The 23,182-nt window shown below is 70.0% G+C and carries 24 protein-coding genes; 11 read left to right on the forward strand and 13 right to left on the reverse strand.

Annotation, left to right across the window (positions count from 1 at the left end; translation table 11 throughout):
* Window positions 1-20: 20 nt before the first annotated feature.
* Together bldC and TR33_RS18505 are read right to left on the reverse strand one after the other, a co-directional pair.
* Complete coding sequence (gene bldC, locus TR33_RS18500) at window positions 21-224, reverse strand: developmental transcriptional regulator BldC (RefSeq protein WP_013155387.1); 204 nt, start codon at window positions 222-224, stop codon at window positions 21-23.
* Window positions 225-932: 708 nt separating this feature from the next.
* Window positions 933-1,766, reverse strand: a complete 834-nt coding sequence (locus tag TR33_RS18505) for a DUF8083 family protein (protein WP_014908467.1) — start codon at window positions 1,764-1,766, stop codon at window positions 933-935.
* A 253-nt stretch (window positions 1,767-2,019) separates the two neighbouring features.
* Here TR33_RS18505 and TR33_RS18510 point away from each other — a divergent pair, with 253 nt between their 5' ends.
* Window positions 2,020-2,247, forward strand: coding sequence for a DUF3073 domain-containing protein (locus TR33_RS18510; RefSeq protein ID WP_014913176.1), 228 nt, complete (start codon window positions 2,020-2,022; stop codon window positions 2,245-2,247).
* 153 nt (window positions 2,248-2,400) lie between these two features.
* Here TR33_RS18510 and purM read toward each other — a convergent pair whose 3' ends face one another.
* From purM to TR33_RS18525, 3 genes are all read right to left on the reverse strand, one after another.
* A complete protein-coding gene (purM, locus tag TR33_RS18515) occupies window positions 2,401-3,465 on the reverse strand; it encodes a phosphoribosylformylglycinamidine cyclo-ligase (RefSeq protein ID WP_017533101.1) in 1,065 nt (354 codons plus the stop codon).
* 121 nt (window positions 3,466-3,586) lie between these two features.
* A complete protein-coding gene (gene purF, locus TR33_RS18520; protein ID WP_017533102.1) occupies window positions 3,587-5,083 on the reverse strand; it encodes an amidophosphoribosyltransferase in 1,497 nt (498 codons plus the stop codon).
* Window positions 5,084-5,149: 66 nt separating this feature from the next.
* On the reverse strand, window positions 5,150-5,602 hold the full coding sequence (locus TR33_RS18525; protein ID WP_042284440.1) for a sterol carrier family protein: 453 nt from the start codon (window positions 5,600-5,602) through the stop codon (window positions 5,150-5,152).
* 479 nt (window positions 5,603-6,081) lie between these two features.
* Here TR33_RS18525 and TR33_RS18530 point away from each other — a divergent pair, with 479 nt between their 5' ends.
* The gene (locus TR33_RS18530; protein ID WP_014908919.1) at window positions 6,082-6,699 is read left to right on the forward strand and encodes a DUF47 domain-containing protein; all 618 of its coding nucleotides are present in this window, start codon (window positions 6,082-6,084) and stop codon (window positions 6,697-6,699) included.
* 54 nt (window positions 6,700-6,753) lie between these two features.
* Here the strand turns inward: TR33_RS18530 and TR33_RS18535 are convergent, their stop codons facing one another.
* Window positions 6,754-8,325 carry a PucR family transcriptional regulator gene (locus TR33_RS18535; RefSeq protein ID WP_042284442.1) on the reverse strand — a complete coding sequence of 524 codons (1,572 nt, stop codon included), beginning with the start codon at window positions 8,323-8,325 and terminating at the stop codon, window positions 6,754-6,756.
* 148 nt (window positions 8,326-8,473) lie between these two features.
* On the opposite strand from TR33_RS18535, the gene TR33_RS18540 reads away from it, so the two are divergent.
* The 4 genes from TR33_RS18540 (at window position 8,474) to TR33_RS18555 (ending at window position 11,608) form a co-directional block, all read left to right on the forward strand.
* A complete protein-coding gene (locus tag TR33_RS18540; protein ID WP_014909101.1) occupies window positions 8,474-9,742 on the forward strand; it encodes an NAD(P)/FAD-dependent oxidoreductase in 1,269 nt (422 codons plus the stop codon).
* Window positions 9,743-9,813: 71 nt separating this feature from the next.
* Window positions 9,814-10,263, forward strand: a complete 450-nt coding sequence (locus TR33_RS18545; RefSeq protein ID WP_014908583.1) for a GreA/GreB family elongation factor — start codon at window positions 9,814-9,816, stop codon at window positions 10,261-10,263.
* Window positions 10,264-10,332: 69 nt separating this feature from the next.
* Window positions 10,333-10,746: a PaaI family thioesterase gene (locus tag TR33_RS18550; RefSeq protein ID WP_014910480.1), complete on the forward strand. Its 414-nt coding sequence runs from the start codon at window positions 10,333-10,335 to the stop codon at window positions 10,744-10,746.
* A gap of 142 nt (window positions 10,747-10,888) precedes the next feature.
* Window positions 10,889-11,608: a DUF981 family protein gene (locus TR33_RS18555; protein WP_042284445.1), complete on the forward strand. Its 720-nt coding sequence runs from the start codon at window positions 10,889-10,891 to the stop codon at window positions 11,606-11,608.
* Between the two features lie 33 nt (window positions 11,609-11,641).
* Here TR33_RS18555 and TR33_RS18560 read toward each other — a convergent pair whose 3' ends face one another.
* The 7 genes from TR33_RS18560 to TR33_RS18590 all read right to left on the reverse strand — a co-directional run bounded on the left by TR33_RS18560 (window position 11,642) and on the right by TR33_RS18590 (window position 18,907).
* Complete coding sequence (locus TR33_RS18560; RefSeq protein ID WP_014912221.1) at window positions 11,642-12,607, reverse strand: nucleoside hydrolase; 966 nt, start codon at window positions 12,605-12,607, stop codon at window positions 11,642-11,644.
* 38 nt (window positions 12,608-12,645) lie between these two features.
* Complete coding sequence (pstB, locus tag TR33_RS18565) at window positions 12,646-13,425, reverse strand: phosphate ABC transporter ATP-binding protein PstB (RefSeq protein WP_014913178.1); 780 nt, start codon at window positions 13,423-13,425, stop codon at window positions 12,646-12,648.
* 19 nt (window positions 13,426-13,444) lie between these two features.
* Window positions 13,445-14,527 (reverse strand): phosphate ABC transporter permease PstA, encoded by a 1,083-nt coding sequence (gene pstA, locus TR33_RS18570; RefSeq protein ID WP_017533109.1) that lies wholly within the window; start codon window positions 14,525-14,527, stop codon window positions 13,445-13,447.
* Window positions 14,524-15,489 carry a phosphate ABC transporter permease subunit PstC gene (gene pstC / locus TR33_RS18575; protein WP_014908526.1) on the reverse strand — a complete coding sequence of 322 codons (966 nt, stop codon included), beginning with the start codon at window positions 15,487-15,489 and terminating at the stop codon, window positions 14,524-14,526. Before pstC ends, pstA begins: the two co-directional genes overlap by 4 nt.
* Before the next feature lie 276 nt (window positions 15,490-15,765).
* Window positions 15,766-16,746: a mycothiol synthase gene (gene mshD, locus TR33_RS18580; protein ID WP_042284448.1), complete on the reverse strand. Its 981-nt coding sequence runs from the start codon at window positions 16,744-16,746 to the stop codon at window positions 15,766-15,768.
* 70 nt (window positions 16,747-16,816) lie between these two features.
* Complete coding sequence (locus tag TR33_RS26425; protein WP_042284450.1) at window positions 16,817-17,944, reverse strand: hypothetical protein; 1,128 nt, start codon at window positions 17,942-17,944, stop codon at window positions 16,817-16,819.
* A gap of 195 nt (window positions 17,945-18,139) precedes the next feature.
* The gene (locus tag TR33_RS18590) at window positions 18,140-18,907 is read right to left on the reverse strand and encodes a winged helix-turn-helix transcriptional regulator (protein ID WP_014912544.1); all 768 of its coding nucleotides are present in this window, start codon (window positions 18,905-18,907) and stop codon (window positions 18,140-18,142) included.
* Window positions 18,908-19,015: 108 nt separating this feature from the next.
* Between TR33_RS18590 and TR33_RS18595 the strand changes: the two genes are divergently transcribed.
* From TR33_RS18595 to hemC, 5 genes are all read left to right on the forward strand, one after another.
* Complete coding sequence (locus TR33_RS18595; RefSeq protein WP_026124727.1) at window positions 19,016-19,273, forward strand: MoaD/ThiS family protein; 258 nt, start codon at window positions 19,016-19,018, stop codon at window positions 19,271-19,273.
* A gap of 31 nt (window positions 19,274-19,304) precedes the next feature.
* A complete protein-coding gene (locus TR33_RS18600) occupies window positions 19,305-19,571 on the forward strand; it encodes a glutaredoxin family protein (RefSeq protein ID WP_026124728.1) in 267 nt (88 codons plus the stop codon).
* A gap of 322 nt (window positions 19,572-19,893) precedes the next feature.
* Complete coding sequence (locus TR33_RS18605; protein ID WP_014910427.1) at window positions 19,894-20,589, forward strand: redox-sensing transcriptional repressor Rex; 696 nt, start codon at window positions 19,894-19,896, stop codon at window positions 20,587-20,589.
* Between the two features lie 132 nt (window positions 20,590-20,721).
* Window positions 20,722-22,203 carry a glutamyl-tRNA reductase gene (locus tag TR33_RS18610; RefSeq protein ID WP_042284452.1) on the forward strand — a complete coding sequence of 494 codons (1,482 nt, stop codon included), beginning with the start codon at window positions 20,722-20,724 and terminating at the stop codon, window positions 22,201-22,203.
* The gene (hemC, locus tag TR33_RS18615; RefSeq protein ID WP_014911621.1) at window positions 22,200-23,156 is read left to right on the forward strand and encodes a hydroxymethylbilane synthase; all 957 of its coding nucleotides are present in this window, start codon (window positions 22,200-22,202) and stop codon (window positions 23,154-23,156) included. The genes TR33_RS18610 and hemC overlap by 4 nt, the downstream gene beginning before the upstream one ends.
* The last annotated feature ends 26 nt before the right edge of the window (window positions 23,157-23,182 follow it).

A 23,182-nucleotide genomic window follows, 5' to 3' on the forward strand; every position in this document is an offset into this window, starting at 1 on the left:
ATCGGCACAGACCGGGGAGATCACTCCGTACGCTGGCTCGGAATGCCGGCCAGCAGGGCACGAACCTCGGTCTCGCGGTAGCGGCGGTGGCCGCCCAAGGTGCGGATCGAGGTCAGCTTGCCCGCCTTGGCCCAGCGTGTCACGGTCTTGGGGTCCACGCGGAACATGGTGGCAACCTCGGCGGGGGTCAACAGGGGCTCCGCCTCGGGCGTGCGAGTTGACATGTGTACGGCCTCTCCTCCTGGATCTGTGTGCCGATCCTTGAGCCTTGTTCCTGGCACTTGGCCCGGATGTCCAATATTTCCTCTAGGTCCATATTGGCATCACCCGAGGTGATTACGCGACCACACCAAGCAACTTTGCACGTGGGAGGCCATTGAAAGCCGCCCGTGGCCGCGTCACGCTAAGTGATTCTAGCGACACGTTTAGTGGCATGTGGCGTATTCGGTCAAAACTTCATTCTCAGGCCTCGTTTTTCGCGATCCGGTGTGCCCGAAGTGCTAGGGCGGACCTGACCGAAACCCGAGTGGGGAGGCCTGATCGGGGAGAGGTCGTCCCTGCTCGGCCGGGTTTCGAGGGGGATGCGGGGTGGATCGTGGGCGAGGCCGCTCGTCCGCTTCGGTCGGTGGGTGGCGCCACGCGGATCCTCGACGTGGCGGGGGTTGCGTTGTCGTCGTGTGTGCGATCGGTGACCGTCTCGCTACAGTCTACGTCGATACCTATCGGGCGTTATGCCCAGTTTCACGATGCTTGATGTCGTCTCCCCCTCGAAGTGGTCCTCCTACCGCCTTCACATGCGAAAAGAAGGTCGGAGGGGGCCGAGAAACCTGGTGTACCAGGTTGTCCGACGGCGTGGCGCTCGCCCTTTCGGAGCGGATGATGACGACGAACGCGGGGGTCGTGTCCACGAAAACCTGGGAGGAACGTGACACTCAGTTGGCGTGCTCCAGAGCGCGCACCGACCTCCAACGTCGAGTGATCCTCCTGCGCAGCTCCACCACGCGACCTCCGTCACCCTTCGCCAGCGCCTCGATGGCGTCGGAGATCTCGGCCACCGAATGGTCCTCGCTCAGATGGTCGTCGCTGAGCAGATGGGGGAGCCCTCCGTAGTCCAGTTCGAGCAGGGACTCGGGGTGGGCCACCAGGGACAGCCACTCGATGAGCCGTTCGGTCGAGGCCGAGACGGCGTGGTCCCCGATGTGCTCGCGCAACACCGCCACGGTGTGCTCCAACCGTCGCCGGGCCTGCGAGGTCCGGGTCAGGTACAACAGGGTCCTGGTGGTCCCGGCCGACAGGACCAGACACCGCTCCCGATGCTCGAAGGGGATGAACCACGGCACCGGGATCGTCCAATTGCTCGACAGGATGCCCGGGCTGGTCTCGCCCCCCGAATCGCGCCATCGTCGATAGCCCACCTCGGCCCGAGAGACCTCGGTGGTGGGCACGAAGGCGTCGAGCAGGGGCTCGGGTGTGGCGTCGGAGAACTCCGCGAAGGCGCGCCACGAACGCAGACGGGTCTGCCACGGGCACACGTACAGTCGCTCGTTCACCCGGCGCAGATAGGCGTCGCGGCTCTCCTCCGGCGGGGCGATCACCGGAGGGGTCGTGATGACCCGCCCCAGGCTCTCGGCGTGCTCGGCGGTCAGCGCGTTGATCCGCTTGGGCCGGTTCCGGGACGCGGAGTATCCCTCCCAGTACCTGCGGTCATGGGGAGAGAAGGCCGTGATCGGCTGATAGACGCGGAGGTAGGCGGTGTAGGGCAGCACGATCGCATCGTGGCACAGATCGTTGCGTCAGGCACTCACCTTGGGAAAGGCCAGGTCGCAGGGGGTTTGGTACGCACGCCACATCCATCACCCCCGGGTGGCGTAGGCAGGGCGTGGTCCGACCAGGTACGGTTGTGTGTGTACGTAAGCTGACGCCTGCCGTCAGTCTCGTTTGACGGCCGTCAGCCTGGTAGTGCGGGTTAGTAAGTGATCTGGGGTTCGTCGGAACCCAATCGTTGAGGGGGTCGAGCCAATGGGGCGCGGCCGAGCCAAGGCCAAGCAGCAGAAGGTCGCCCGGAAGCTCAAGTACAGCACCGGTGGCACCGACCTTGATCGGCTGCGGTCGGAGCTGGGTGTCGCTGAGGGCGAGGGGTCTACCTCCGGACCATCCGGTCCGGAAGATCCTTACGCGGATGCTCACGACGACCTGGTCGACCGTTACGCGGATCTTGCCGACAAGTACTCGGACTCCGACAAGTAGTCGCACGTCGGCCGAGACTTTCAGGTCGCTCGGATGACAACCGCTGACCTGTAGCGGCCGCGGCTTTCTCATGGAAGTCGCCGCGGACAGGTGGATATAGCCGGTGCGAACCACTCAGGTGGTTCGCACCGGCTATATTCGCGTCCGTTTTTCTCACGCGTTCCGGTACTCGCCGTCGAGCACGGCCCGCCCGGAGCCGGAGGTCACCACACCCAGGCGCCACGCCGGGACCCCGCGGTCGGTGAGCACCTCCAGCGCGCGTTCGGCGTCCCGCTCCGCGACGATCGCCACCATGCCCACGCCCATGTTGAACGTGGACTCCATGTCCTCCCGGGACACGTCGCCCTCGCGGGCCAGGTATCCGAAGATCGGCAGCGGTGACCAGGTGGAACGGTCCAGTCGGGCGTCCAGGCCCTCCGGCAGCGAACGGGACAGGTTCGCGGCCAGACCACCGCCGGTGATGTGCGAGTAGGCGTGCACCTCCACCGCCTCGGTCAACGCCACACAGTCCTTGGCGTAGACCCGGGTCGGGGTGAGCAGGACCTCTCCCAGGACCCCGCCCAGCTCCGGGACCTCCGAGAACAGATCCAGGTCGGCGCCGTCCACGATGTGCCGCACCAGCGAATAACCGTTGGAGTGCGGACCGGAGGCGCCCATCGCGATCACGACGTCGCCCTCGCGGACCCGGTCCGGGCCGAGGATCGCGTCGCCCTCGACCACGCCGGTGCCGGCGCCGGCCAGATCGTACTCATCGGGGTCCATCGATCCCGGGTGCTCGGCGGTCTCGCCGCCGACCAGCGCGCATCCCGCCTGGTGGCAACCCTCCGCGATCCCGCCGACGATCTCCGCGATCCGCTCGGGCACCACGGAACCGGTCGCGATGTAGTCCGTCATGAACAGGGGTTCGGCGCCACTGACCACCAGGTCGTCGACGACCATCGCGACCAGGTCGATGCCGATGGTGTCGTGCGTGTCCATCTGTCGGGCGAGCATCACCTTGGTGCCCACCCCGTCGGTGGAGGTGGCCAGGACCGGGTCCTTGTACTTCGCGGTGTCCAGGCGGAACAGGCCCGCGAACCCGCTGGCGTCGGTGACCTGCTCGGGCCGGCGTGTCCGTGCGACGTGACGCTTCATCAGGTCGACGGCGCGCTCCCCGGCGGCGATGTCGACACCCGCGGCCGCGTACGCGCCCGTCGCCCCTGTGCTGTCGGCTGCCACGCGAGTTCTCCTCGTGATTCTCTGCGGTGATGTGCGGGAACGCTCCGCCGCCCCGTCTTCGGGAACGCCGGAGGAACCGGCCGGACGTGAACGTGGCGGGCCGAACGGCCCGCCACGTGGATCAATGGCCGCCTGCGGCCACCGTGGACCCCTCAGGGGTGCCACAGGACTTCTCCAGCAGGTACTTGCCCTGGGAGTCGGCGTCGACCTCCAGCGGGTAGACACCGTCGAAGCAGGCGCGGCACAGCCGTTCCTTCGGCTGCTCGGACGCGGCGATGAGCTCGTCCAGGTCCACATAGGCCAACGAGTCCGCGTTGACGGACTCGGCGATCTCGTCCACCGAGAGGTTCGCGGCGATCAGCTCGGCGCGGGTGGCGAAGTCGATGCCGTAGTAGCAGGGCCACAGGACGGGCGGGCTGGAGATGCGCACGTGCACCTCGGCCGCTCCGGCGTCGCGGAGCATGCGGACCAGGGCCCGCTGGGTGTTTCCGCGCACGATCGAGTCGTCCACGACCACCAGCCGTCGGCCCTCGATGACCTCGCGCAGCGGGTTGAGCTTGAGCCGGATGCCCAGCTGGCGCAGGGTCTGGCTCGGCTGGATGAAGGTGCGCCCCACGTAGGAGTTCTTCACCAGGCCCTGGGCGAACGGGATACCGCTGGCCTCCGCGTACCCCACCGCCGCGGGGGTGCCCGACTCGGGCACGGGGATCACCAGATCGGCGTCGACCGGGTGCTGCCTGGCGAGCCGGCGGCCGACCTCCACCCGGGTGGAGTTGACGTTGCGCCCGTTGATGGTGGTGTCGGGGCGGGCGAGGTAGACGTACTCGAACAGGCAGCCCTTGCGGCGGGCCGGGGCGAAACGGCGGGAGCGGACCCCGTCGCCGTCGATGACCAGCAGCTCTCCGGGCTCGATCTCGCGGACGACCTCGGCGCCCACGATGTCCAGTGCCGCGGTCTCGCTGGCCACGACCCAGCCGCCGGCGCCGGAGGTCTCACCGAGGCGCCCCAGCACGAACGGGCGGATTCCCTGGGGATCGCGGGCCGCGTAGAGGGTGTCCTCGTCCATGAACACCAGGGAGAAGGCGCCCTTGACCTGGGGGAGCAGTTCCAGGGCCGCGTCCTCCAGACGCAGACCCTCGCGGACCTTCGCGGCGAGCAGGTGGGTGAGGACCTCGGTGTCCGTGGTGGCCCCACCACGCTGTTCGGGCAGGGCGGCGGCCAGTTCGGGGGTGTTGATCAGATTGCCGTTGTGGCCGAGCGCCAGACCCCCCTCGCGCGCGGTGTAGAACGTCGGCTGGGCGTTCTCCCACACCGGCGACCCGGTGGTGGAGTAACGGCAGTGGCCGATCGCGAGGTGGCCTCTCAGAGAGTCGAGCGTCGCCTCGTTGAAGACCTGGGAGACCAGCCCCATGTCCTTGTAGACGACGATCCGCTCTCCATCGCTGGTGGCGATGCCCGCGGATTCCTGTCCGCGGTGTTGGAGCGCGTAGAGGCCGAAGTAGGTGAGCTTGCTGACTTCTTCGCCGGGTGCCCAGACCCCGAAAACGCCGCAGGCGTCCTGCGGGCCGCGTTCGAGCGGATCGAGGTCCATGGAGAGCCGGCCGTCGGAGAACGACACACGCACAGCTTAGCCGCTGGCCGATGGCGCACGGGCACGTGGGGGCGGGGTGGGGCCGGGAACCCCTCACAGGGCGGGGTCGGAGGGCCACAAGGGCAGTTGTCCGGAGAGGTCGGCCCGGACCCCGCTCGCGCGCACGTCGTGCCCGGCGACGGCCTCCTCCCAACCGAGCAGCCCACAGGCCAGGCGCAGCCAGGTGACGGGATCGGTCTCGACCACCCCGGGCGGGGTCCCCCGTGTGTGCCGGGGCCCCTCCACCGCCTGGACCGCCCCGTACGGAGGCACCCGTACCTCCAGGCTCCGACCCGGGGCCCGGTCGGCCAGGATCGCCAGGCTGCACCGCACCGCGGCCTTCACCGCGGGCCGCGACGGCCCCTCGGCGCGCAGGACCGCGCGGGCACAGGCGGCCACGGCCTCCTCGTCGGTTCCGGAGAAGGGAGGTTCGCCCAGAGCGGAGAGCTGTTCGTCCAGAGCGGCGCGCAGACGCCGGACGGACGCCGGGGACAGAGCTGAAGGCATGCCCGAAGCCTACGGGCGCGACGACCCGCGCGCGCTGGAGAAAGGTGAGGACGGCCCCGCGAGAAGGCACGCCGACACTCGGGAGGGGCGGGTGACGATCGGGTGAACGGAAGGGGTACTTGTCATGCCGAGGAGTTGGACCCAAGGTGGACGTCGGAGGAGAGAGGTGGAGGAGTCCGCCTCTCTCCACCCCCCTGGGTGATTCCTGTCTCATCGTTCCGCTGGCCGGCCGGGGCGGGACACGGTAGCGTCCCGAAGCGTCCCGGTGTCGTTGAGATTGGGAGGATTGCGGTGGAACCCACGCCCTGCTGGTGTTCACCGCGCCGACACAGGCGGATGAACAAGGGGTGACCCGGACCGGACCCACCTCCCCCACACCGGGGCCCGGGCCCGGCGAGCCCTGCGCTGTCGCGCTGAAGCAACTGGTCAGCGCCCTTAACATCCACCAAGGAAGACCACCGCACCATCGGGAGAACGACGTGCGCCTGCGCTTGCGCCCGCGTGATGACAGCTACTACGAGATGTTCACCGACTCGGCGAACAACCTGGTCATCGGAGCCCGCCTGCTGGTGGAACTGATGAGCGACGGAGCCGACCGGGAGGCCATCACCGAGAAGATGCGTGCCTGCGAGCACGCCGGTGACGACGCCACCCACGCCATCATGCGCCGACTCAACAAGAGCTCGGCACCTCCGCTCCACCGCGAGGACATCTACCGTCTCGCCTCCAACCTCGACGACGTCATGGACTCGATGGAGGCCGCCGTCGACCTCATCGGCCTGTACGGCCTGGAGCGTCTCCCCAAGGGGATCATCGACCAGATCGAAGTGCTCGAACGCGCCGCCGAACTCACCGCGGAGGCCATGCCCCGGCTCCGGACGATGAAGGATCTCACCCGCTACTGGATCGAGATCAACCAGCTGGAGAACCAGGCCGACCGCATCTACCGGAAACTCCTCGCCAAACTGTTCAGCGGCGAGTACGACGCCCTCACCGTGCTCAAGCTCAAGGACGTGATCGAGGAACTCGAGACCGCCGCCGACGCCTTCGAACACGTCGCCAACACGGTCGAGACCATTGTGGTCAAGCACGGATAAGGCCGGGGTTAGTCCGGGGGTCGGTGCACACGCCCTCCCGTGCCGGTCTCCGGGTCAGGGGTTCTCGGCGTAGGCCTCCAGGGTGATGGCCAGGGCCAGCCGGGCGCGGGGGTCGTCCAGGCGCAGTGCCGTCACGTCGGCCATCCTGCGCATGCGGTGTCGGATCGTGTTCGGGTGGACGCCCAGCTCGTGGGCGGCCCGGTTCGGGTCGCCCTGGGCGCCGAGCCAGGCGCGCAGCGTCTCGGCGTAGCGGGTGCCGTGCTCGGCGTCGTAACGGGTCAGGTCGGCGACCGGGCCGTCGGCCGGCCGACGGCCCGAGGCGGAGGCCATCCGGAGCCGGTGCACCAGGACCTCGTCCCAGGACTCGTCGTAGGCCACGGCGGGCCGGTCGGTCCCGTCGGGGCGGTCGGCGTGCAGGGCGAGGCTCTCGTCGGCCTCGCGACGGCTCGCGGGCAGCCGCGCCAGGTCCGCCGGGCCTCCGATCCCGGCGTTCACCACCACGTGCGGGGGCAGCCCTCGTGTGGTCTCGGCCACCCACGCGCGCGCCGGGGCCGGGTCGGCTCCGCAGGGCAGCACCGTGTAGACGGTGCTGCCGAACACCGTGCTGCGGCCCGGCCTCGACCAGCCGAAGCCGGTGGTGGCCCGCTCGAAGGTCAGCAGGGTGGCGGAATGGCGCTCGTCGGACGTGTGCGCCTGGAGGGCGACCACACGGTGGGGCGTCGCCGCCAGCCCGAGCCGTCCGGCCGCCTCGGTCGGATCCATGGCCCCGGCCAGCAGCCGGTTCACCAGGTCCGACTCCACCTGGCGTTCCAGGTCCGCGCTCACTCGGGTGCGCAGCATGTGCAGCGCGACGGTCCGGGCGCCCTCGGTCAGCAGCGTCGAACGCTCGGGGTCCAGTGGACGCTCGCAGGACGTCCACAGGGAGCCCAGGAACTCGCGACCCACCCGGACGGCCACGGCGGTGCGGCCGCCCAGGCCCAGGGACGGCTCCGGCGGCAGGAACAGGGGCTCGTTCGAGGACTCCAGGTGCGCGGTGACCCCCTGGCGTTCCAGATGGCGCTGCATCTCGTCGGAGACGCGACGGCCGAGGATGGTGTCCAGCCGGGCCCGGTCGGCGTCGGTTTGTCGGTCGGAGTAGGCGAGGAGCCGGTAACGGGGGTCCTCGATGGTCACCGCCCCGCCGACCTGGGAGGCGATGGTGTCGGCCAGCGCGGGCAGGTCGGCCGGTCCGCGCCCGGCCTCCGTCTCGCCGCCCTCCAGCACCAGTCCGTAGACCACTCCGGCGACCTGACCCCACGAGACCGACGTGTCGACCACCAGAAGGGCGATGCCGTGCTCACGGGCCGCCTCGGCGGCCTCGACGTAGGGCTCGCCGCTCTCGGCGGCCTCCGGAACATGCGGTGGCCGCACCACGACGGCCATGGCGCGGGCACGCTCGGCGAGCGCGACGGCGTGCGCCGGGTCGCTCACCCCCATGGCCAACAGGACGTCGCCCTTCTCCCGGCCGGGGACCCCGGGGTCGTGCAGGGCCACGCCGCGCAGTACCGTTTCCGGCGACGGTCGTGGTCCCACCAGACGGGTCCCGTATGTGCCGAGGATGGTGACCAACCGGTCCAGCAGAACCATCCCGCCACCCCTCCCATTGTTCGAAACCCACTTCACACTAGGGCGAAATTGTGCTGTCCTGACAAGGATCTTCCCGTGTCGACGGGGGAGACTCGGAGCGGGCGCGGCACCGGGTCCGCTCATCAGCATGCACTAGGGAGAACGAGCCATGTCCGTGAAGGGCGCGGGGGTACCGCGTACCGTCATCGTCGTCGGCGCCGGGATCGTGGGCCTGTCGACCGCCTGGTACCTCCAGCGGTACGGGGTCGGGGTCACGGTGGTCGAACGCGACACGGTCGCGGCGGGATCGTCCTGGGGTAACGCGGGCTGGATCGCTCCAGGGTTGACGATTCCACTGAACGACCCGTCGGTGTTCGGCCACGGGGTGAGGGCCCTCCTCGACCCCCAGGCGCCGTTGTCCATTCCGCCCACCACCGACACCGGTCTGCTGGGCTTCCTGGCCGCCTTCGCCATCAACAGCAGGCGGTCCACCTGGGAGAGGGCGCTGGTCGGCAACGTGCCGCTCAGCTCCGTCAGCCTGGACGCCTTCACCGAGCTGACCGAGGCCGGTGTGGGTCTGAAGGACGGCCCCAAGACCGAGGACGCCCCGGTCACGGCCCTGTTCACCAGCGAGAAGCGCGCGGCGCACCTCCTGATGGAACTGGACCAGGTGCGGGCCGCCGGACTGCCTCTCTCCTACGCGGCCCTGGACGGAGAGGCGGCGCGCTCGCAGAGTCCGTTCGTCTCCGGGACCGTTCGGGCCGGGGTACGGATCGACGGGCAGCGCTACGTCAATCCGGGCCTGTTCACGCACGCGCTCGCGGACTCGGTACGGGAACGCGGCGGCAGCGTCGTCGAAGGCTTCCGGGTGACCGGGGTGGAGGCCCGCGGGGACGGCTTCCGACTCCGTTCGGCGCACGGCGAGACCGAGTCCGCGGACGCGGTCGTCGTGGCCACCGGTGCCTGGCTGGGACGTCAGGGACGCCCCTGGGGCGTCACCGTTCCACTCAGGGCGGGACGCGGATACAGCTTCACCGCCCCGACCGACGGTCCGGTACCCGGGCCGCTCTACCTGCCGGAGGCGCGGGTGGCGTGTACGCCTCTCGCCGAGGGGCTGAGAGTCGCCGGAACGATGGAGTTCCGGGACATCGACGCCCCACTCGCGGCGGACCGGATCTCGGCGATCGCGACCTCGGCCGCCCCCTACCTGACAGGGGTCGACCTGGAGGCCCGCACCGACACGTGGGTCGGCTCGCGTCCGGTCACGGCGGACGGACTGCCGGTGATCGGAGCCACCCGGATCCCGGGACTGTACGTGGCCGGCGGCCACGGCATGTGGGGCTTCACCCAGGGGCCGGCGACCGGCCGGCTGCTCGCCCGGGCGGTGGCGACCGGAAGCGTTCCGGCGACGCTACGCCCCTTCGACCCTCTCCGGTGAACGACGTTCTCGTCCACCGGGCGCCCCGCCGAACATCGGCGGGGCGCCCTTCCTCTTCCAAGGAGTCAACGATGTCCAACGACAGTACGGCCTGGCTCACGCCGGGCGCCCACCGTCGGCTCACCGTGGAGCTGGCCGCCCTCAACGGCCACACCGACACGGCCGAGGCCGAGAGTCTGGGGATCCGTCTCGCCGAGGGCAAGGACGCCCGTGAGGCGCGGATCCACAAGCTGGAGGAGCTCCTCAAGCACGCGGTGATCGGTGAGGCCCCGCCGGACGACGGCGTCGCCGAGCCCGGCATGATCCTGACCGTCCGCTATGGCGGCGAGGAGGACACGGAGACCTTCCTGCTCGGTGTGCGCGAGGGCGCGCTCGACGAGGAACTGAGCGTCTACTCTCCCCAGTCCCCGTTGGGGCAGGCCCTGCTCGGCGCGGTACGGGGCGAGGAGCGTTCCTATGCGGTCCCCAGCGGCCGGACCGTCAAGGTCACCCTCGTGGACGCGGTTCCCTACCAGGCCTGAAGCGGTGGGCCGCCCGTTGGAGGGCGGCCCACGCCGCGCTACGGTGAGGGCCCCGTGTTCGGAGGTGCCATGTCCGAAGAGATCACCCTCGACCTCGCCCGCCTGGTCCTGGAGGCCCAGCCGTTCAGCTCGCTGATCGGGGCGCGGCTGGTCGGTTTCGAGGAGGGGAGCGCCGTCCTGGAGGTGGACGTCCGGGACGAACTCCTCCAGCAGAACGGTTTCCTGCACGGCGGTGTGCTCTCCTACGCGGCGGACAACGCCCTCACCTTCGCGGGCGGCAGCGTCCTGGGCGCCTCCGTGCTCACCGGGGGGTTCACGATCGAGTACCTGCGTCCGGCGGTCGGCCGGACGCTCTCCGCCCGCGCGCACGTGGTGGAGTCCACGCGACGGCGCGCGCTGTGCCGCTGTGACCTGGTGATGGTCGGCGACGAGGGGGAGCGGACCGTCGCGGCGGCTCAGGGGACGATCACCCGGATCGAGTGAACCTCTCCTTTGAGCCAAGCGGGCGAATCGGGCATGGAAAAACAACCATCACATACGTGACATCACGCGGAGTGATGTGTGAACGTGGCGGAGTCACACTCTGTGCATGACGGCACATCGGCTCTGAAGTGGGTGCGCGACGATGGGGGACTTTCTCACCGGTGTCGAAGGCGGTCTTCGGATCGACTGGGCGACGATGCCGACCTACAACACGGTGATGGCGCTCGCGGCGGGGGCCGGCCTGATCCTGGTGGTGGCCCTGGGGCGCGCGCTGCTCCAGGGGCGCAGGATCGTCCCTGACGGCTGGGCGCTCGCCTTCGCGGCCCTGGGCCTGCTGTTGACGACGACCGGCCTGCACATGACGCTCACGTGGCCCCTGGCGGCCGGCGGGTTCCCCTTCGACAACATCATCTTCGGAGAGCCGAGCCTGGTGTTCGGTGTCCTCCTGCTGGTCGCCTCCTTCTACCTGTGGAAACGCGGCGAGGACCTCAACGGGCGTGAACGTCCCGTCGAGCACGCCGCCCGAGTGGCCGGCCCCGTCTCGGTGCTGATCTTCGGTATCGGCCTGGCCTCGTTCGGCATCGCCGCCGCCGGATGGGCCTTCACCCTGTTCGCCGCACCGCCGCAGGAACCGATCTCCGGCGTGTTCGGCGCCTACCCGTGGCTGGAGGCCACCTTCATCTCCGGCCTCTACGTGCTCGTGGGCATCGGCGCGGTGCTGTTCCCGTTCGCGCTCAGAGCGCTCGGCGGCCCCCTGTGGACCGTCATCGGGATCGTGTGGGGGATCGCCGGCATCGCGTTCCTGCTCTTCGGCGCGTTGAACTACTACACGCACATCGGCCTGGTCATCAACACCATGTGACCTCGTGAACCGCCCCGCGCCCGGGAGATCGGGTCACAGACCGCCGATCTCCCGGGCGGGGACGGTGCGTAGCGACAGCAGCGACACCAGGTACTCGAAGAACCCCTCGGAATCGATCTCCTCCACGACCCGGGCGTTGGCCTCCAGCCCGTGGACGCCCCAGGACATCGCCGAGTAGCCGCGGGTCAGCTCACCGGCGGTCTCCACGTCCACGTGGTAGGGCGTGGCCCTTCGCACCAGCTCCGGCCGGATCAGGGCCGCGGCGGTCAGGGAGTCGGGGTGGGTGGTGCCGTCGATCCCCACCTTGCGGTCGAACTCCAGCGTGGCCGAGCACACCCGGGTGAAGAACGAGGACAGCGGCGTCCCCAGAGCGGCGATCCGATCCAGCCGCTCCTGCCCGAACACCGCCTGCCGGAGCGTCAGCGGATCCCAGGGCACCACGGTGACGTCGAACCCGGCGGCGAACACCGACTTCGCCGCCTCGGGGTCCACGTAGAAGTTGAACTCGGCGGCGGCCGTGATGTTGCCCCGGCCGTTGTTGGAACCGCCCATGACGTACAACGCCTTCACGTTGTCGACGAAGGCGGGGTCCTTCGCGAGCGCCATGGCGATGTTGGTGAGCGGACCGATCGCCACGATCGAAAGCTCACCGGGGTTCTCAGCGGCCATCCGGACGAGGGCGTCCACCGCGTGCTCGGACTCGACGGCCAGACCCTCGCGGTCCATGTCCAGCCCGCCGGAGCCGTCCCCGTGCACGTTCTCCGCGCTCACCCACTCGCGTACGAGCGGGCGCCGGCATCCGAGGTGCACGGGCACCTCCCCGAGTCGCCCGGCGACGTTCAGGGTCAGGAGGGCGTTGCGCACCTGCTGTTCGAACCCGACGTTCCCGGCGACCATGGTGATCGCCCGCAGGTCCGCCTCGGGGTCGAGAAGACCCACCAACAGCGCCACGCAGTCGTCCTGCGCGGTATCGGTGTCGATGATGAGCGGCGTCGTCATGACGAGGTCCCGCCCTCTCCGTGTTCGTGCCGTTCGATCTACCCGAAGCGGCCGGTGATGTAGTTCTCGGTCTCCTTCTTCTCGGGACGGGTGAAGATCTGGTTGGTCTCGCCCATCTCGATCAGCTTGCCGGGCTTGCCCGGGGCGGAGAGGTTGAAGAAGGCGGTGCGGTCGGAGACGCGCGCGGCCTGCTGCATGTTGTGGGTGACGATCACGATCGTGTAGTCCTCCTTCAGCTTGTGAATGAGGTCCTCGATCGCCAGCGTCGAGATCGGGTCCAGGGCCGAGCAGGGCTCGTCCATCAGCAGCACGGACGGCTTGACCGCGGTGGCGCGCGCGATGCACAGACGCTGCTGCTGGCCGCCGGACAGACCCGAGCCGGGCTTGTCCAGGCGGTCCTTGACCTCTTCCCAGAGGTTGGCGCCGCGCAGGGACTCCTCGACGAGGTCGTCCGCCTCGGACTTGGGCATCCGCTTGTTGTTGAGCCGGGCCCCGGCGATCACGTTGTCGTAGATGGACATCGTGGGGAAGGGGTTGGCCTTCTGGAAGACCATGCCGATCTCGCTGCGGACCAGGACCGGGTCGACCTCGGCGCCGTAGATGTCCAGGTCGTCCAAGAGCACCTTGCCCTCGGCGCGGGCGCCGGGGGTGACCTCGTGCATCCGGTTGAGGGTGCGGAGGAAGGTGGACTTGCCACAGCCGGAGGAACCGATGAACGCCGTCACCGATCGCGGCTCGATGGTCATGGACACGTCCTCGACCGCGAGGAAGTCGCCGTAGTAGACGTGCAGTCCGGAGACGTCGATTCGTTTCGCCACAGGGTGTTCCTCGTGTGCTCTAGCGGGTCTTGGGTGCGAAGAGGCGGCCGATCACGCGTGCCAGGAAGAACAGCAGCATGACCACCAGGACCAGCGTCAACGCCGCCGCCCAGGCCCTCTCGTAGTTGACGGCCCCGCCCATACGGAACTGGGAGAAGATGAACACCGGCAGGTTCATCATCTGGCCGTCGAACAGGTTCCAGTTGATGGAGACCGCGGACGATCCCGCGGTGAGGACCAGTGGAGCGGTCTCTCCGATAACACGTGCGATGGCCAGCATGATTCCGGTGGTCAGACCGGCCGCCGAGGTGGGCAGTACGACCTTGACGATGGTGCGCCACTTGGGCACGCCCAGCGCGTAGGAGGCCTCGCGCAGGTCCTGGGGGACCAGGCGCAGCATCTCCTCGCTGGAGCGGACCACGACGGGGATCATGAGCACGGCCAACGAGATGGCGCCCGCGGCGCCGTTGGTCTTGCCGGGGCCGAAGAGCATCATCCACAGCGCCACGACGAACAGACCGGCGACGATGGACGGGATACCGGTCATGACGTCGACGAAGAACGTGATGACCTTCTTCAACCGCCCCTGGGCGTACTCGACCAGGTAGACGGCGGTGAGAACACCGATCGGCACCGCCATCAGGGTGGCCATGCCGGTGATGGCCAGGGTGCCGACGATGGCGTGGTAGACGCCGCCCGCGTCCATGCTCGGCAGGACGCCGTTCATCGACACGGTCAGGAAGTAGGGGCTGAACCGGTCCAGGCCCTTGTCGGCCACGGTGTACAGCAGGGACACCAGCGGGGCCATGGCCAGCAGGAAGCAGCCGTAGACGATCGCGGTGACCAGACGGTCCTTGGCCTTGCGGCCGCCCTCCACACGGACGGAGGCGGTCACGATGATCACCGTGTAGGCCACGGCGGTCAGTAGGGCCCAGGCGACCGGGCCGAAGGAGGAGAAGGCGGCCAGTACGCCGGCGACCACCAGGGCGGAGCCGGCGAGCAGCAGGAGCGGGAAGCGGCGCGGCAGGGCGCCGGTGCTGAGCTCGGTCCGGGAGCCGGCCTCCGAACCCGGGGCGGGAGGCTGCGTGGTCGTCATGCTCATGCGGACTCCTTGTTGCCCCGTGCCACGACGTAGCGGGCGCCCATGTTGACGGCGAGGGTGATCGCGAACAGGACCAGACCGGCGGCGATCAACGCCGACACCCCGTAGCCGGTGGCCTCCGGGTACTGGAGCGCGATGTGCGCGGCGATGGTCTGGTTACCGCTCTGCAACAGGTCGAAGGAGATGGCCAGGGAGGGGGAGAGGATCATGGCGACGGCCATGGTCTCGCCGAGCGCGCGGCCCATGCCGAGCATGGCGCCGCCGACGATCCCGGACTTGCCGAAGGGCAGGACCGCGAGGCGGATCATCTCCCAGCGGGTGGCGCCCATGGCGAGCGCGGCCTCGCGGTGTCCCTGCGGGACCTGCTGGAAGACGTCGCGGGACATCGCGGTGATGATCGGCAGGATCATGACGGCGAGCACGATGCCTGCGGTGAGCAGTGTGCGGGCCGAGGTGGAGGCGGGGCCGGCGAAGAGCGGGATCCAGCCCAGGTAGCGGGTCATGCCCTCGTAGACGGGGACCAGCTTCGGGGCGAGGATCATCATGCCCCAGAGGCCGTAGACCACGCTGGGGATCGCGGCGAGCAGGTCCACGAGGTAGCCGAGCGTGGCGGCGAGCCTGCGCGGGGCGTAGTAGACGATGAAGAGCGCGATGCCGATGGCGACCGGGGTGGCCAGGGCCAGCGCGATCGTCGCGGCGAGGACCGTGCCGAAGGCCAGGGCGGCGACACCGAACGACGGGTTCTCCCGGCTGTTGGCGTCCCACGACTGGTCGGTCAGGAAGTTGGAGGTGTTGGCCATCAGGGACGGCCAGGCCTGGACCAGGAGGAAGGCCGCCACACCGGCGAGGATCAGCAGGATCAGGATGCCCGAGCCTCGGGCGAGCCCGGCGAAAACGACGTCGCCGATACGGCGCTTGCCCGCGGGCGGTGGTGCCGCCTTGGGCGAGTCCGTGGTCGTCATGGATGCTCCGGTTCGGAAAGGGTTCGGGGCCGGTCACGCGAGGCCTGGGTGCCACCGCTCCGACTGGGCGCCGGGGCGGGGACGACCGCCGTGTTACGGAAGGATCGCCGAAGGCGCCCTTACCGTGACGATTGCGAAGGTAAGCGCCGGAAGTGACCAGTTCTCTCAGGGAAGATGAACGGAAGATGAACGTCGTGTCGCACCCTTGTGGCGGCAAGGGGTTCGATCGGTGAATGTGACGAGGCGCACGCCCGTGGGGTGTTCTCGGGGGTGCGTTCAGCCCTCGTGAGCGATAGGCGCGTACATCACGTCGGTGTCCCACATCGAGAAGCCGAGCGACTCGTACAGACGCACGGCGGCCCGGTTGTCACCGTCCACGTACAGGTGCACCCACGGCAGCCCGGAGTCGCGCAGGTGACGTAGACCGGCGAGGGTGAGGGCCCGGCCCAGACCGGTGCCCTGCCAGTCGGGGTCCACGCCCACCACGTAGACCTCGCCGACGGTCTCGTCGTCGCTCAGACCGGCGCCGTCGGCGTGGGTCTTGGTCCAGTGGTAGGCGGCGATCGTCCCGTTCTCGGTGGCGGCGACGAAGAAGCCGCGCGGGTCGAACCAGTCCTCGACCTCGCGCTGGAGCAGGTCGTCGAGGGTCAGGGAGCCCTGTTCGGGATGGTCGGCGAAGGCGCGGGAGTTCGCGGTCAGCCAGGCGTGTTCGTCCTGGCCGACGACGAAGGGGCGGATCCGCACCCGCTCGGCGACCTCGGGACGCAGCTCGGGTTCGGGGAGTTCCGGGGCGGTCCAGGGGCCTCCGGGCACCTCGGGGCCCAGGTTTCGCAGGGGCATCCGCATCTTGTGGAGTTCCCGGGCCGGGGTCCAGCCCTCGGCCTCGGCCGTGGCGACCGCCGCGGGGGTGCGCCCGTGGGCCCACACACGGATCCCGTTCGGTCCGGCGTCCTCTCGGATCGAACGCAACAGGGTCGCTCCGTATCCGCGGCCGCGCCGCTCGGGGTCGACGACGACCTCGCCGGAGTCGGGCTCGTCCTCGGAACGCTCGACGAAGGCGAAGCCCACGACGCGGCCCTCCTCGGCGAGGACGTGGAAGCGGCTGCTTCCGGCGGGGGCCCCGTGCCTGACCCGGAGCAGGGTCTGTTCGGACAGCGGGGCGACTCCGTCGGTGGCGCGGGCCGCCTCGGCGAGGACCAGGACGGGTTCGACCAGGTCGGAGGAGAGGTCATCGGTGACCGTCAGCGGGGTGCTCATGGCTCGGAATCCTAGATCCTGTTCGGCCTCGCGCGGGAGCCGGGCGCGTGCCGAACGTGCGATGGGGCGGTCAGCCCTTGCGGCGCCTGCCCTGGTACCCCGTTCCCAGGCGGACCCGACGGGTCGGCGCCAAGGGGGCGGCCAACAGCAGGGCCAGCAGGAACGCCGCGAGCAGGATCGCCGGGGTGATGGAGGGTCCCAGGTCGTCGTGGTCGGCGGCGACCTCGGTCTCGGCGTCGTCATCGGAGGTGGGGGTGACCAGGGGCAGGTCGGCCAGGTCCTCCGGGACCCCGGGAGCGAGTTCGGGCAGGTCGGCCTCGTCACGGGGCAGGGTCGGGGCCTGGGGGCCGCTGGTCGGGACGGTGCCTCCGCGCGGAACGTCGCCCCCGCCTCGGGACGGCGTGCGGTCGGGGGAGGGCCGCGGTGTGTTCGAGGGCCGGTCGGAGGGCGAGGCGGTCGTCTCCTCGCCGTTGGTCGGCGAAGGCGTCGTGGAGGGCCGGTCCGTGGGGGACGCGGAGTCGCTCGGGGAGGGGCTCCCGGTCGGCGGAGCGGTGGGGCTCGGCGACGCGGTGGGTTCCTCCGTGGGCCGATCGGTGGGGGGCTGGGTCGGAGGCTCCGTGGGTCTTTCGGTGGGCTCCTCGGTCGGGGTCTCCGTCGGCTCCTCGGTGGGCTCCTCCGTGGGCCGCTCGGTCGGCTCCTCGGTGGGGGTCGGCTCGGGTTCGGGTTCGGGCTCGGGGACGTCGATCCGCCAGGAGGAGGCCGCGGAGCCGCTCGGCTCGGTTCCGGCGCAGCCCTCCGCCTCGTCGGCGAAGGCGTAGGAGAGGGTGGCGGTCACCGTGGTCCCGTCGTCGGGGGAACCGCCCACGACGCCCGCGGGCGCGGACTCGCCGGGCGCGACCTCACGGGCGGAGAAGTCGTCCACCCGGAAGCCGGGATCGTTCACCTCCAGGGCCTGGAGGCACAGGGGCAGCGTGCCGCCGTTGGTCACCGAGAGCGGGTTGCCCGGCGCGGGCGATCCGGGCTCGACGGTGTCGGTGGTCCGCTCGAACGCCAGCACCACCCCGTCGGTGGGGGCGGCGTGGGCCAGGCCCGGGGGCGCGATCATGGTGGAGCCGATGAAGACCACGCCGAGCAGGGCGGGCACACGGCGGCGGAGCGGGGTGGGGTGGACGGGGGGTGTCGCGGCGGGGACGGGCATCGGGGCGATCTCACTCCTCCGGTGGCGCGCCAGGGCGTCTCGGTCCACACCCGGAGAGCTCCGCCGCGCCTGTCGTTACCCGCCGGGTGCGTCAACGATCTTAGGGCGTGAGGACTCCGAGTACGAGACTCCACACCGTCTGTTCCTCGACCGTTGGCTCTCCGGCGGGTTCCCGTCGCGACCCCGGTGGTACCGCTACGCGGTGCCGGCCTCCGCCGATCGCGCCTCGGCCGGCCCGTCGGTGAGCCCGGCCGGAGAGGCGGGGGCCTTGGCCACGGGGTCCGGCACGAACCGGTAGCCCACGTTGCGGACGGTCCCGATCAGGGACTCGTGCTCCGAGCCCAGCTTGGCGCGCAGCCGCCGGACGTGGACGTCTATGGTCCGGGTGCCGCCGAAGTAGTCGTATCCCCAGACCTCCTGGAGTAGTTGGGCCCTGGTGAACACCCGGCCGGGGTGCTGGGCCAGGAACTTGAGGAGTTCGAACTCCTTGAAGGTCAGGTCGAGGATGCGTCCGCGCAGTCGGGCGATGTAGGTGGCCTCGTCGATCACCAGGTCTCCCCGGCGGATCTCGCCGGGATCGTCGGCGCCGGCCTCGGCCGCGCCGACCGCCATCCGTAGACGCGCCTCCACCTCGGCGGGGCCCGCGTCGGCCAGGACGAAGTCGTCGATGGGCCATTCGGGTGTGAGCGCCGCGACGCCGCCTTCGGTGAGGACGGCCAGGAGGGGGCGGTCCAGGCCGGTGGTGTCGAGCAGGCGGCAGAAGTTACGGGCGGCCGCGAGGTCGGTTCGGGCGTCGACCAGAATGGCGTCGACCGGGCTTCCGGGCGTACCGCTCACCCCTGAGGCGAGGAGTGCGCCGGCCTCGGCGGGCGCCACGCGCACCGAGTGCAGGAGAAGCCCGAGTGCGGGCAGGACGTGATCGGACGGTTCGTTCGAGTTCGTCAGTAGCAGCAGCTGGCTCATGCGTCTCTTCTCGTCGGCCCGCGTCCGGCGGGCGATCGAAGGCGCCGTTGCCCCCGGTGAAGAATGGTCGAATACGTCGCCTCCGAGGACACCAAGGATAATCAACAGATGGCGAAGTGCACTATCAGGTACTGGGCATCGGCGAAGGAAGCGGCCGGGACGGCCGAGGACACGGTCGATGCCGGAACTCTCGAAGCCGCTCTCGAAGCGGCGCGCCGTCTGCACCCCGACGACCGTTTCCTGCGCGTACTGGGGGCCTCGTCGCTTCTCGTGGACGAGAAACCGGTCGGACGGAGAGAGCATGGCGGGATCGTGGTCGAGGACGGGACCGTGATCGAGGTCCTACCGCCCTTCGCCGGTGGATGAGCGGGGAGAGAACGTGGAGACGGAGCGGAACATGACGGGGACCTCGGTCTGGACGGAGCGGGCACGTGTGGTGATGCTCGGCAAGCCCGGATGTCACCTGTGCGAAGAGGCGTGGTCGGTGATCACCCGTGTGACGGACGAACTCGGAGTGGACCGCGCGGAGCGGAGCCTCGACGAGGTGTCCGAGGCCGAGCGCGAGGAGTACTGGGACAAGATCCCGGTGACGTTCGTCGACGGGCGTCGCCACGATTTCTGGCGGGTCTCCGAGGAACGGCTGCGCTCGGCCCTCTCCTCCTGAGCGTGCTCGGGAGGGCGACGGGTTCTCCCGCCCTTTTTCTCGGGGAACGAGCGCCACGTCGGGGCCGACGGGTTTTCCCTCCCGCCGGAAATGCCGATGATGTGATCTTTCGTTTTCGAGGGCCCTCGGGGAGGGGTGATTTGTGTGAACCCGCTCGTGGGCGCTCACATGCCACCCCACTTTGTGCGTGCTTTCACAAGCACGTAATCTGGAGTTCCCGTACATCCCGAAGGTCGGGGAACGCGCGGAACCGGTGGGTGAGGCCGGGGACGGGCGTGGCCCGCACCCCGCCCGAACCGACCCACCTCAGGAGCGCCCGCCTGTGATCAGTCGTCCGCCTCGACCCCGGGAAAAGGGAATACCGGAGGCCACCGTCGCCCGGCTCCCGGTGTATCTGCGAGCTCTCCAGGTCCTCCAGGACCGCGGCACCGCCACGGTCTCCTCGGAGGCCCTGGCCGGAGCGGCCGGGGTGAACTCGGCCAAGCTCCGTAAGGACCTGTCGCACCTGGGTTCCTACGGGACGCGCGGGGTGGGCTACGAGGTGGAGTACCTCATCTACCAGATCTCGCGTGAGCTTGGTCTCACTCAGGACTGGTCCGTCGCGATCGTCGGCATCGGCAACCTGGGGCGCGCTCTGGCCAACTACGGGGGCTTCGGCACCCGGGGCTTCCGGATCGCGGCCCTGCTCGACGCCGATCCGGAGGTGGTCGGGAGGACCGTCGCGTCGCTGGAGGTGAGGCATATTGACAGCCTGGAAGAGGTTGTGCATTCCAAGGGCGTGTCGATCGGGGTCATAGCCACACCGGCCGGCTCCGCCCAGGGGGTGGCCAGTCGCTTCGTCGAGGCGGGCGTGACCAGCATCCTCAACTTCGCTCCCGTCGTGCTGAATGTGCCGGACGGGGTCGATGTGCGTAAGGTCGACTTGTCCATCGAACTCCAGATCCTCGCCTTCCACGCGCAACGCAGGGCCGATGGCGACGGCCGCGAGGCGGAGCGGGTAGGGCTGGAGATGACGTAGACGTCCAGGGTCCTGCGGACCCGCACGGGCGGCGGCGAAGAGCGAGCGTGCGCCGCGTTTCGGGGGGCCGACGGCCGGGGGCCGCGGCCCTGCCCGAACATGGAGAGACTTAGTGCCTGCATAGGAGTACGGATGAGTGTCCTGGCCGTGGGGTTGAGCCACCGGAGTTCACCGGTGGCGCTGCTCGAACGCGTCGCGCTGAACGGGGAGGCGCGCAGCAGGGCGGTCGGGGAGATGGTCGGTTCCGACGCGGTCAACGAGGTCATGGTGGTCTCCACCTGCAACCGCACGGAGATCTACGCCGATGTCGCGGGCTACCACGACGGACTCGCGGCCATCACCGAACTCCTGTCCTGGCACAGCGGCGTGAGCCTGTCCGAGCTCTCCGAGCACCTCTACGCGCACTATGAGGACCAGGCCGTCCAGCACCTGTTCTCCGTCACCTGTGGACTCGACTCCATGGTGGTCGGCGAGGGTCAGATCCTCGGCCAGGTCCGCGACTCCCTCAAGGAGGGCCAGGAGACCGGCTCCGTGGGCCGCGTCCTCAACGACCTCGGCCAGCGCGCCCTGCGCGTGGGCAAGCGCGCCCACACCGAGACGCACCTCGACCACGCCGGCGCCGACATGGTGAGCTTCGGCCTCACCGTCGCCTCCAGACACCTCGCCGTCACCCCCAGCCCCGACCTCCCCTTCGGGTCGGTCACCCCGCCCGCCGGATGCCCGATGTCCGGCCAGGGACTCGCCGAGGCCGCCTCCGCCGAGCCGCGCTCCCTCACCGCCGACCTTCCCTCCGGCCCGCTCACCGGTACCCGCGTGCTGGTCCTGGGGGCCGGTTCCATGAGCGCCCTGTCCGCCAACACCGTCGCCCGTCAGGGCGCCGGAACGGTCATCGTCGCCAACCGCACCCACGAGCGCGCCGCGCGTCTGGCCGAGTGCCTCAACGAGGCCTACGAGACCGTCCGGGCCGACACCGTCCCCTTCGCCGACGCGGCCGAGGCCCTCCCCGACGTCGACCTCGTCATCTCCTGCACCGGAGCCCAGGGCCTCGTGCTCACCGCCGACGCCGTGGCCGACGCGACCCGGGGTCGTACCCGCCCCCTCGTCTTCCTCGACCTCGCGCTGCCCCGCGACATCGACCCCGCCGTCCGTGAACGCGAGGGCGTCCACCTCGTCGACATCGAGGACCTGCGTCAGGCCGCCGCGACCGGAACCGACACCGAGGCCGGCCGCTCCGGAGCGCTGACCCTCGTACGCGGGATCGTCGAGGAGGAGGTCGACGAGTTCCGCGCGGTACGCCGCGCCGACCAGGTCGCCCCCACCGTCGTCGCCCTGCGCGCCCAGGCCCGCGGCGTCGTGGACGCCGAACTCTCCCGCCTGCACGGTCGTCTCCCCGACGACCTCGACGAGCGCACCCGCGAGGAGATCGGCCGCGCCATGCGCCGCGTCGCCGACAAGCTTCTGCACAGACCCACCGTGCGCGTGAAGGAGCTGGCCGCCGCCCCCGACGGGGAGTCATACGAGGCCGCCCTGCGCCGATTGTTCGACCTCGACCCGAAGACCGCGGCCGACGCCGGGCGTTCCACCGCCGCGCGGCCCGCACAGGAGAAGGCATGACCGCCACCGCCGCCAAGCTCGGCACCCGACGCAGCACCATGGCCACCAACCAGTCCCAGAAGGTGGCCGACACGATCACCGAACGGACCGGCCACGCCATCGAACTGGAGCTGATCACCAGCTTCGGCGATGTCACCAAGGCCCACCTGACCCAGCTCGGCGGAACCGGGGTGTTCGTCAACGCCCTGCGAGACGAGCTGGTCGCCGACACCATCGACTTCGCGGTGCACTCTCTCAAGGACCTGCCCACCACCCCGGCCGACGGTCTGGTCCTGGCCGCCATCACCGAACGCGACGACCCGCGCGACGCCCTGTGCGCCAGGGACGGCCTCAAGTTCATGGACCTGCCCGCCGGTTCCAAGATCGGCACCGGCTCCCCGCGCCGGGTCGCCCAGCTCGCGGCCCTGCGCCCCGACCTGGTCTACGTGCCGATCCGCGGCAACGCCGAGACCCGCCTGGGCAAGGTGGCCTCCGGCGAACTCGACGCCGTGATCCTGGCCTACGCCGGTCTGGGCCGGGTGGGCCGCCGCGAGGACGTCACCGACGTCTTCGAGCCCGAGCAGATGCTGCCCGCCCCCGGCCAGGGCGCCCTCGCGGTGGAGTGCCGCACCGAGCGCGCCGACGGGGACCTGGCCTACCTGTCCTCCGTCGACCACGCGCCCACCCGCGCCGAGGTCGTCGCCGAACGCACCATCCTCGCGGAGTTGGAAGCCGGCTGCGCCGCACCGGTCGGCGCCTTCGCCGAGTACGGGGAGGGACGGCTGCGCCTGCGCGCCGCCGTCGTCGCCACCGACGGTTCCACCTCCGTCCGCCGCGAGCGGACCGTGGAGATGGCCTCGCCGGAGGACCTGGAGACGGCGATCGGGCTCGGCCGCGAACTGGCCCGACAGATGATCGCCGAAGGCGCCGACCGCATCGTCGCCGAGGCCTTCGCCGAAAGGGACAACCCCTGAGAACGACCCGGGCAGCACCTCGGCTG

This window comes from Nocardiopsis alba, assembly GCF_000710955.1.
GTDB classification, from domain to species: domain Bacteria; phylum Actinomycetota; class Actinomycetes; order Streptosporangiales; family Streptosporangiaceae; genus Nocardiopsis; species Nocardiopsis alba.

Coding starts and splice junctions, on each gene's coding strand:
- bldC (WP_013155387.1), bottom strand. CDS start 224: ATGTCAACTCGCACGCCCGAGGCGGAGCCCCTGTTGACCCCCGCCGAG.
- TR33_RS18510 (WP_014913176.1), top strand. CDS start 2,020: ATGGGGCGCGGCCGAGCCAAGGCCAAGCAGCAGAAGGTCGCCCGGAAG.
- TR33_RS18525 (WP_042284440.1), bottom strand. CDS start 5,602: ATGCCTTCAGCTCTGTCCCCGGCGTCCGTCCGGCGTCTGCGCGCCGCT.
- TR33_RS18535 (WP_042284442.1), bottom strand. CDS start 8,325: ATGGTTCTGCTGGACCGGTTGGTCACCATCCTCGGCACATACGGGACC.
- TR33_RS18540 (WP_014909101.1), top strand. CDS start 8,474: ATGTCCGTGAAGGGCGCGGGGGTACCGCGTACCGTCATCGTCGTCGGC.
- TR33_RS18545 (WP_014908583.1), top strand. CDS start 9,814: ATGTCCAACGACAGTACGGCCTGGCTCACGCCGGGCGCCCACCGTCGG.
- TR33_RS18550 (WP_014910480.1), top strand. CDS start 10,333: ATGTCCGAAGAGATCACCCTCGACCTCGCCCGCCTGGTCCTGGAGGCC.
- TR33_RS18555 (WP_042284445.1), top strand. CDS start 10,889: ATGGGGGACTTTCTCACCGGTGTCGAAGGCGGTCTTCGGATCGACTGG.
- TR33_RS18560 (WP_014912221.1), bottom strand. CDS start 12,607: ATGACGACGCCGCTCATCATCGACACCGATACCGCGCAGGACGACTGC.
- pstA (WP_017533109.1), bottom strand. CDS start 14,527: ATGAGCATGACGACCACGCAGCCTCCCGCCCCGGGTTCGGAGGCCGGC.
- pstC (WP_014908526.1), bottom strand. CDS start 15,489: ATGACGACCACGGACTCGCCCAAGGCGGCACCACCGCCCGCGGGCAAG.
- mshD (WP_042284448.1), bottom strand. CDS start 16,746: ATGAGCACCCCGCTGACGGTCACCGATGACCTCTCCTCCGACCTGGTC.
- TR33_RS26425 (WP_042284450.1), bottom strand. CDS start 17,944: ATGCCCGTCCCCGCCGCGACACCCCCCGTCCACCCCACCCCGCTCCGC.
- TR33_RS18590 (WP_014912544.1), bottom strand. CDS start 18,907: ATGAGCCAGCTGCTGCTACTGACGAACTCGAACGAACCGTCCGATCAC.
- TR33_RS18595 (WP_026124727.1), top strand. CDS start 19,016: ATGGCGAAGTGCACTATCAGGTACTGGGCATCGGCGAAGGAAGCGGCC.
- TR33_RS18600 (WP_026124728.1), top strand. CDS start 19,305: ATGACGGGGACCTCGGTCTGGACGGAGCGGGCACGTGTGGTGATGCTC.
- TR33_RS18610 (WP_042284452.1), top strand. CDS start 20,722: ATGAGTGTCCTGGCCGTGGGGTTGAGCCACCGGAGTTCACCGGTGGCG.
- hemC (WP_014911621.1), top strand. CDS start 22,200: ATGACCGCCACCGCCGCCAAGCTCGGCACCCGACGCAGCACCATGGCC.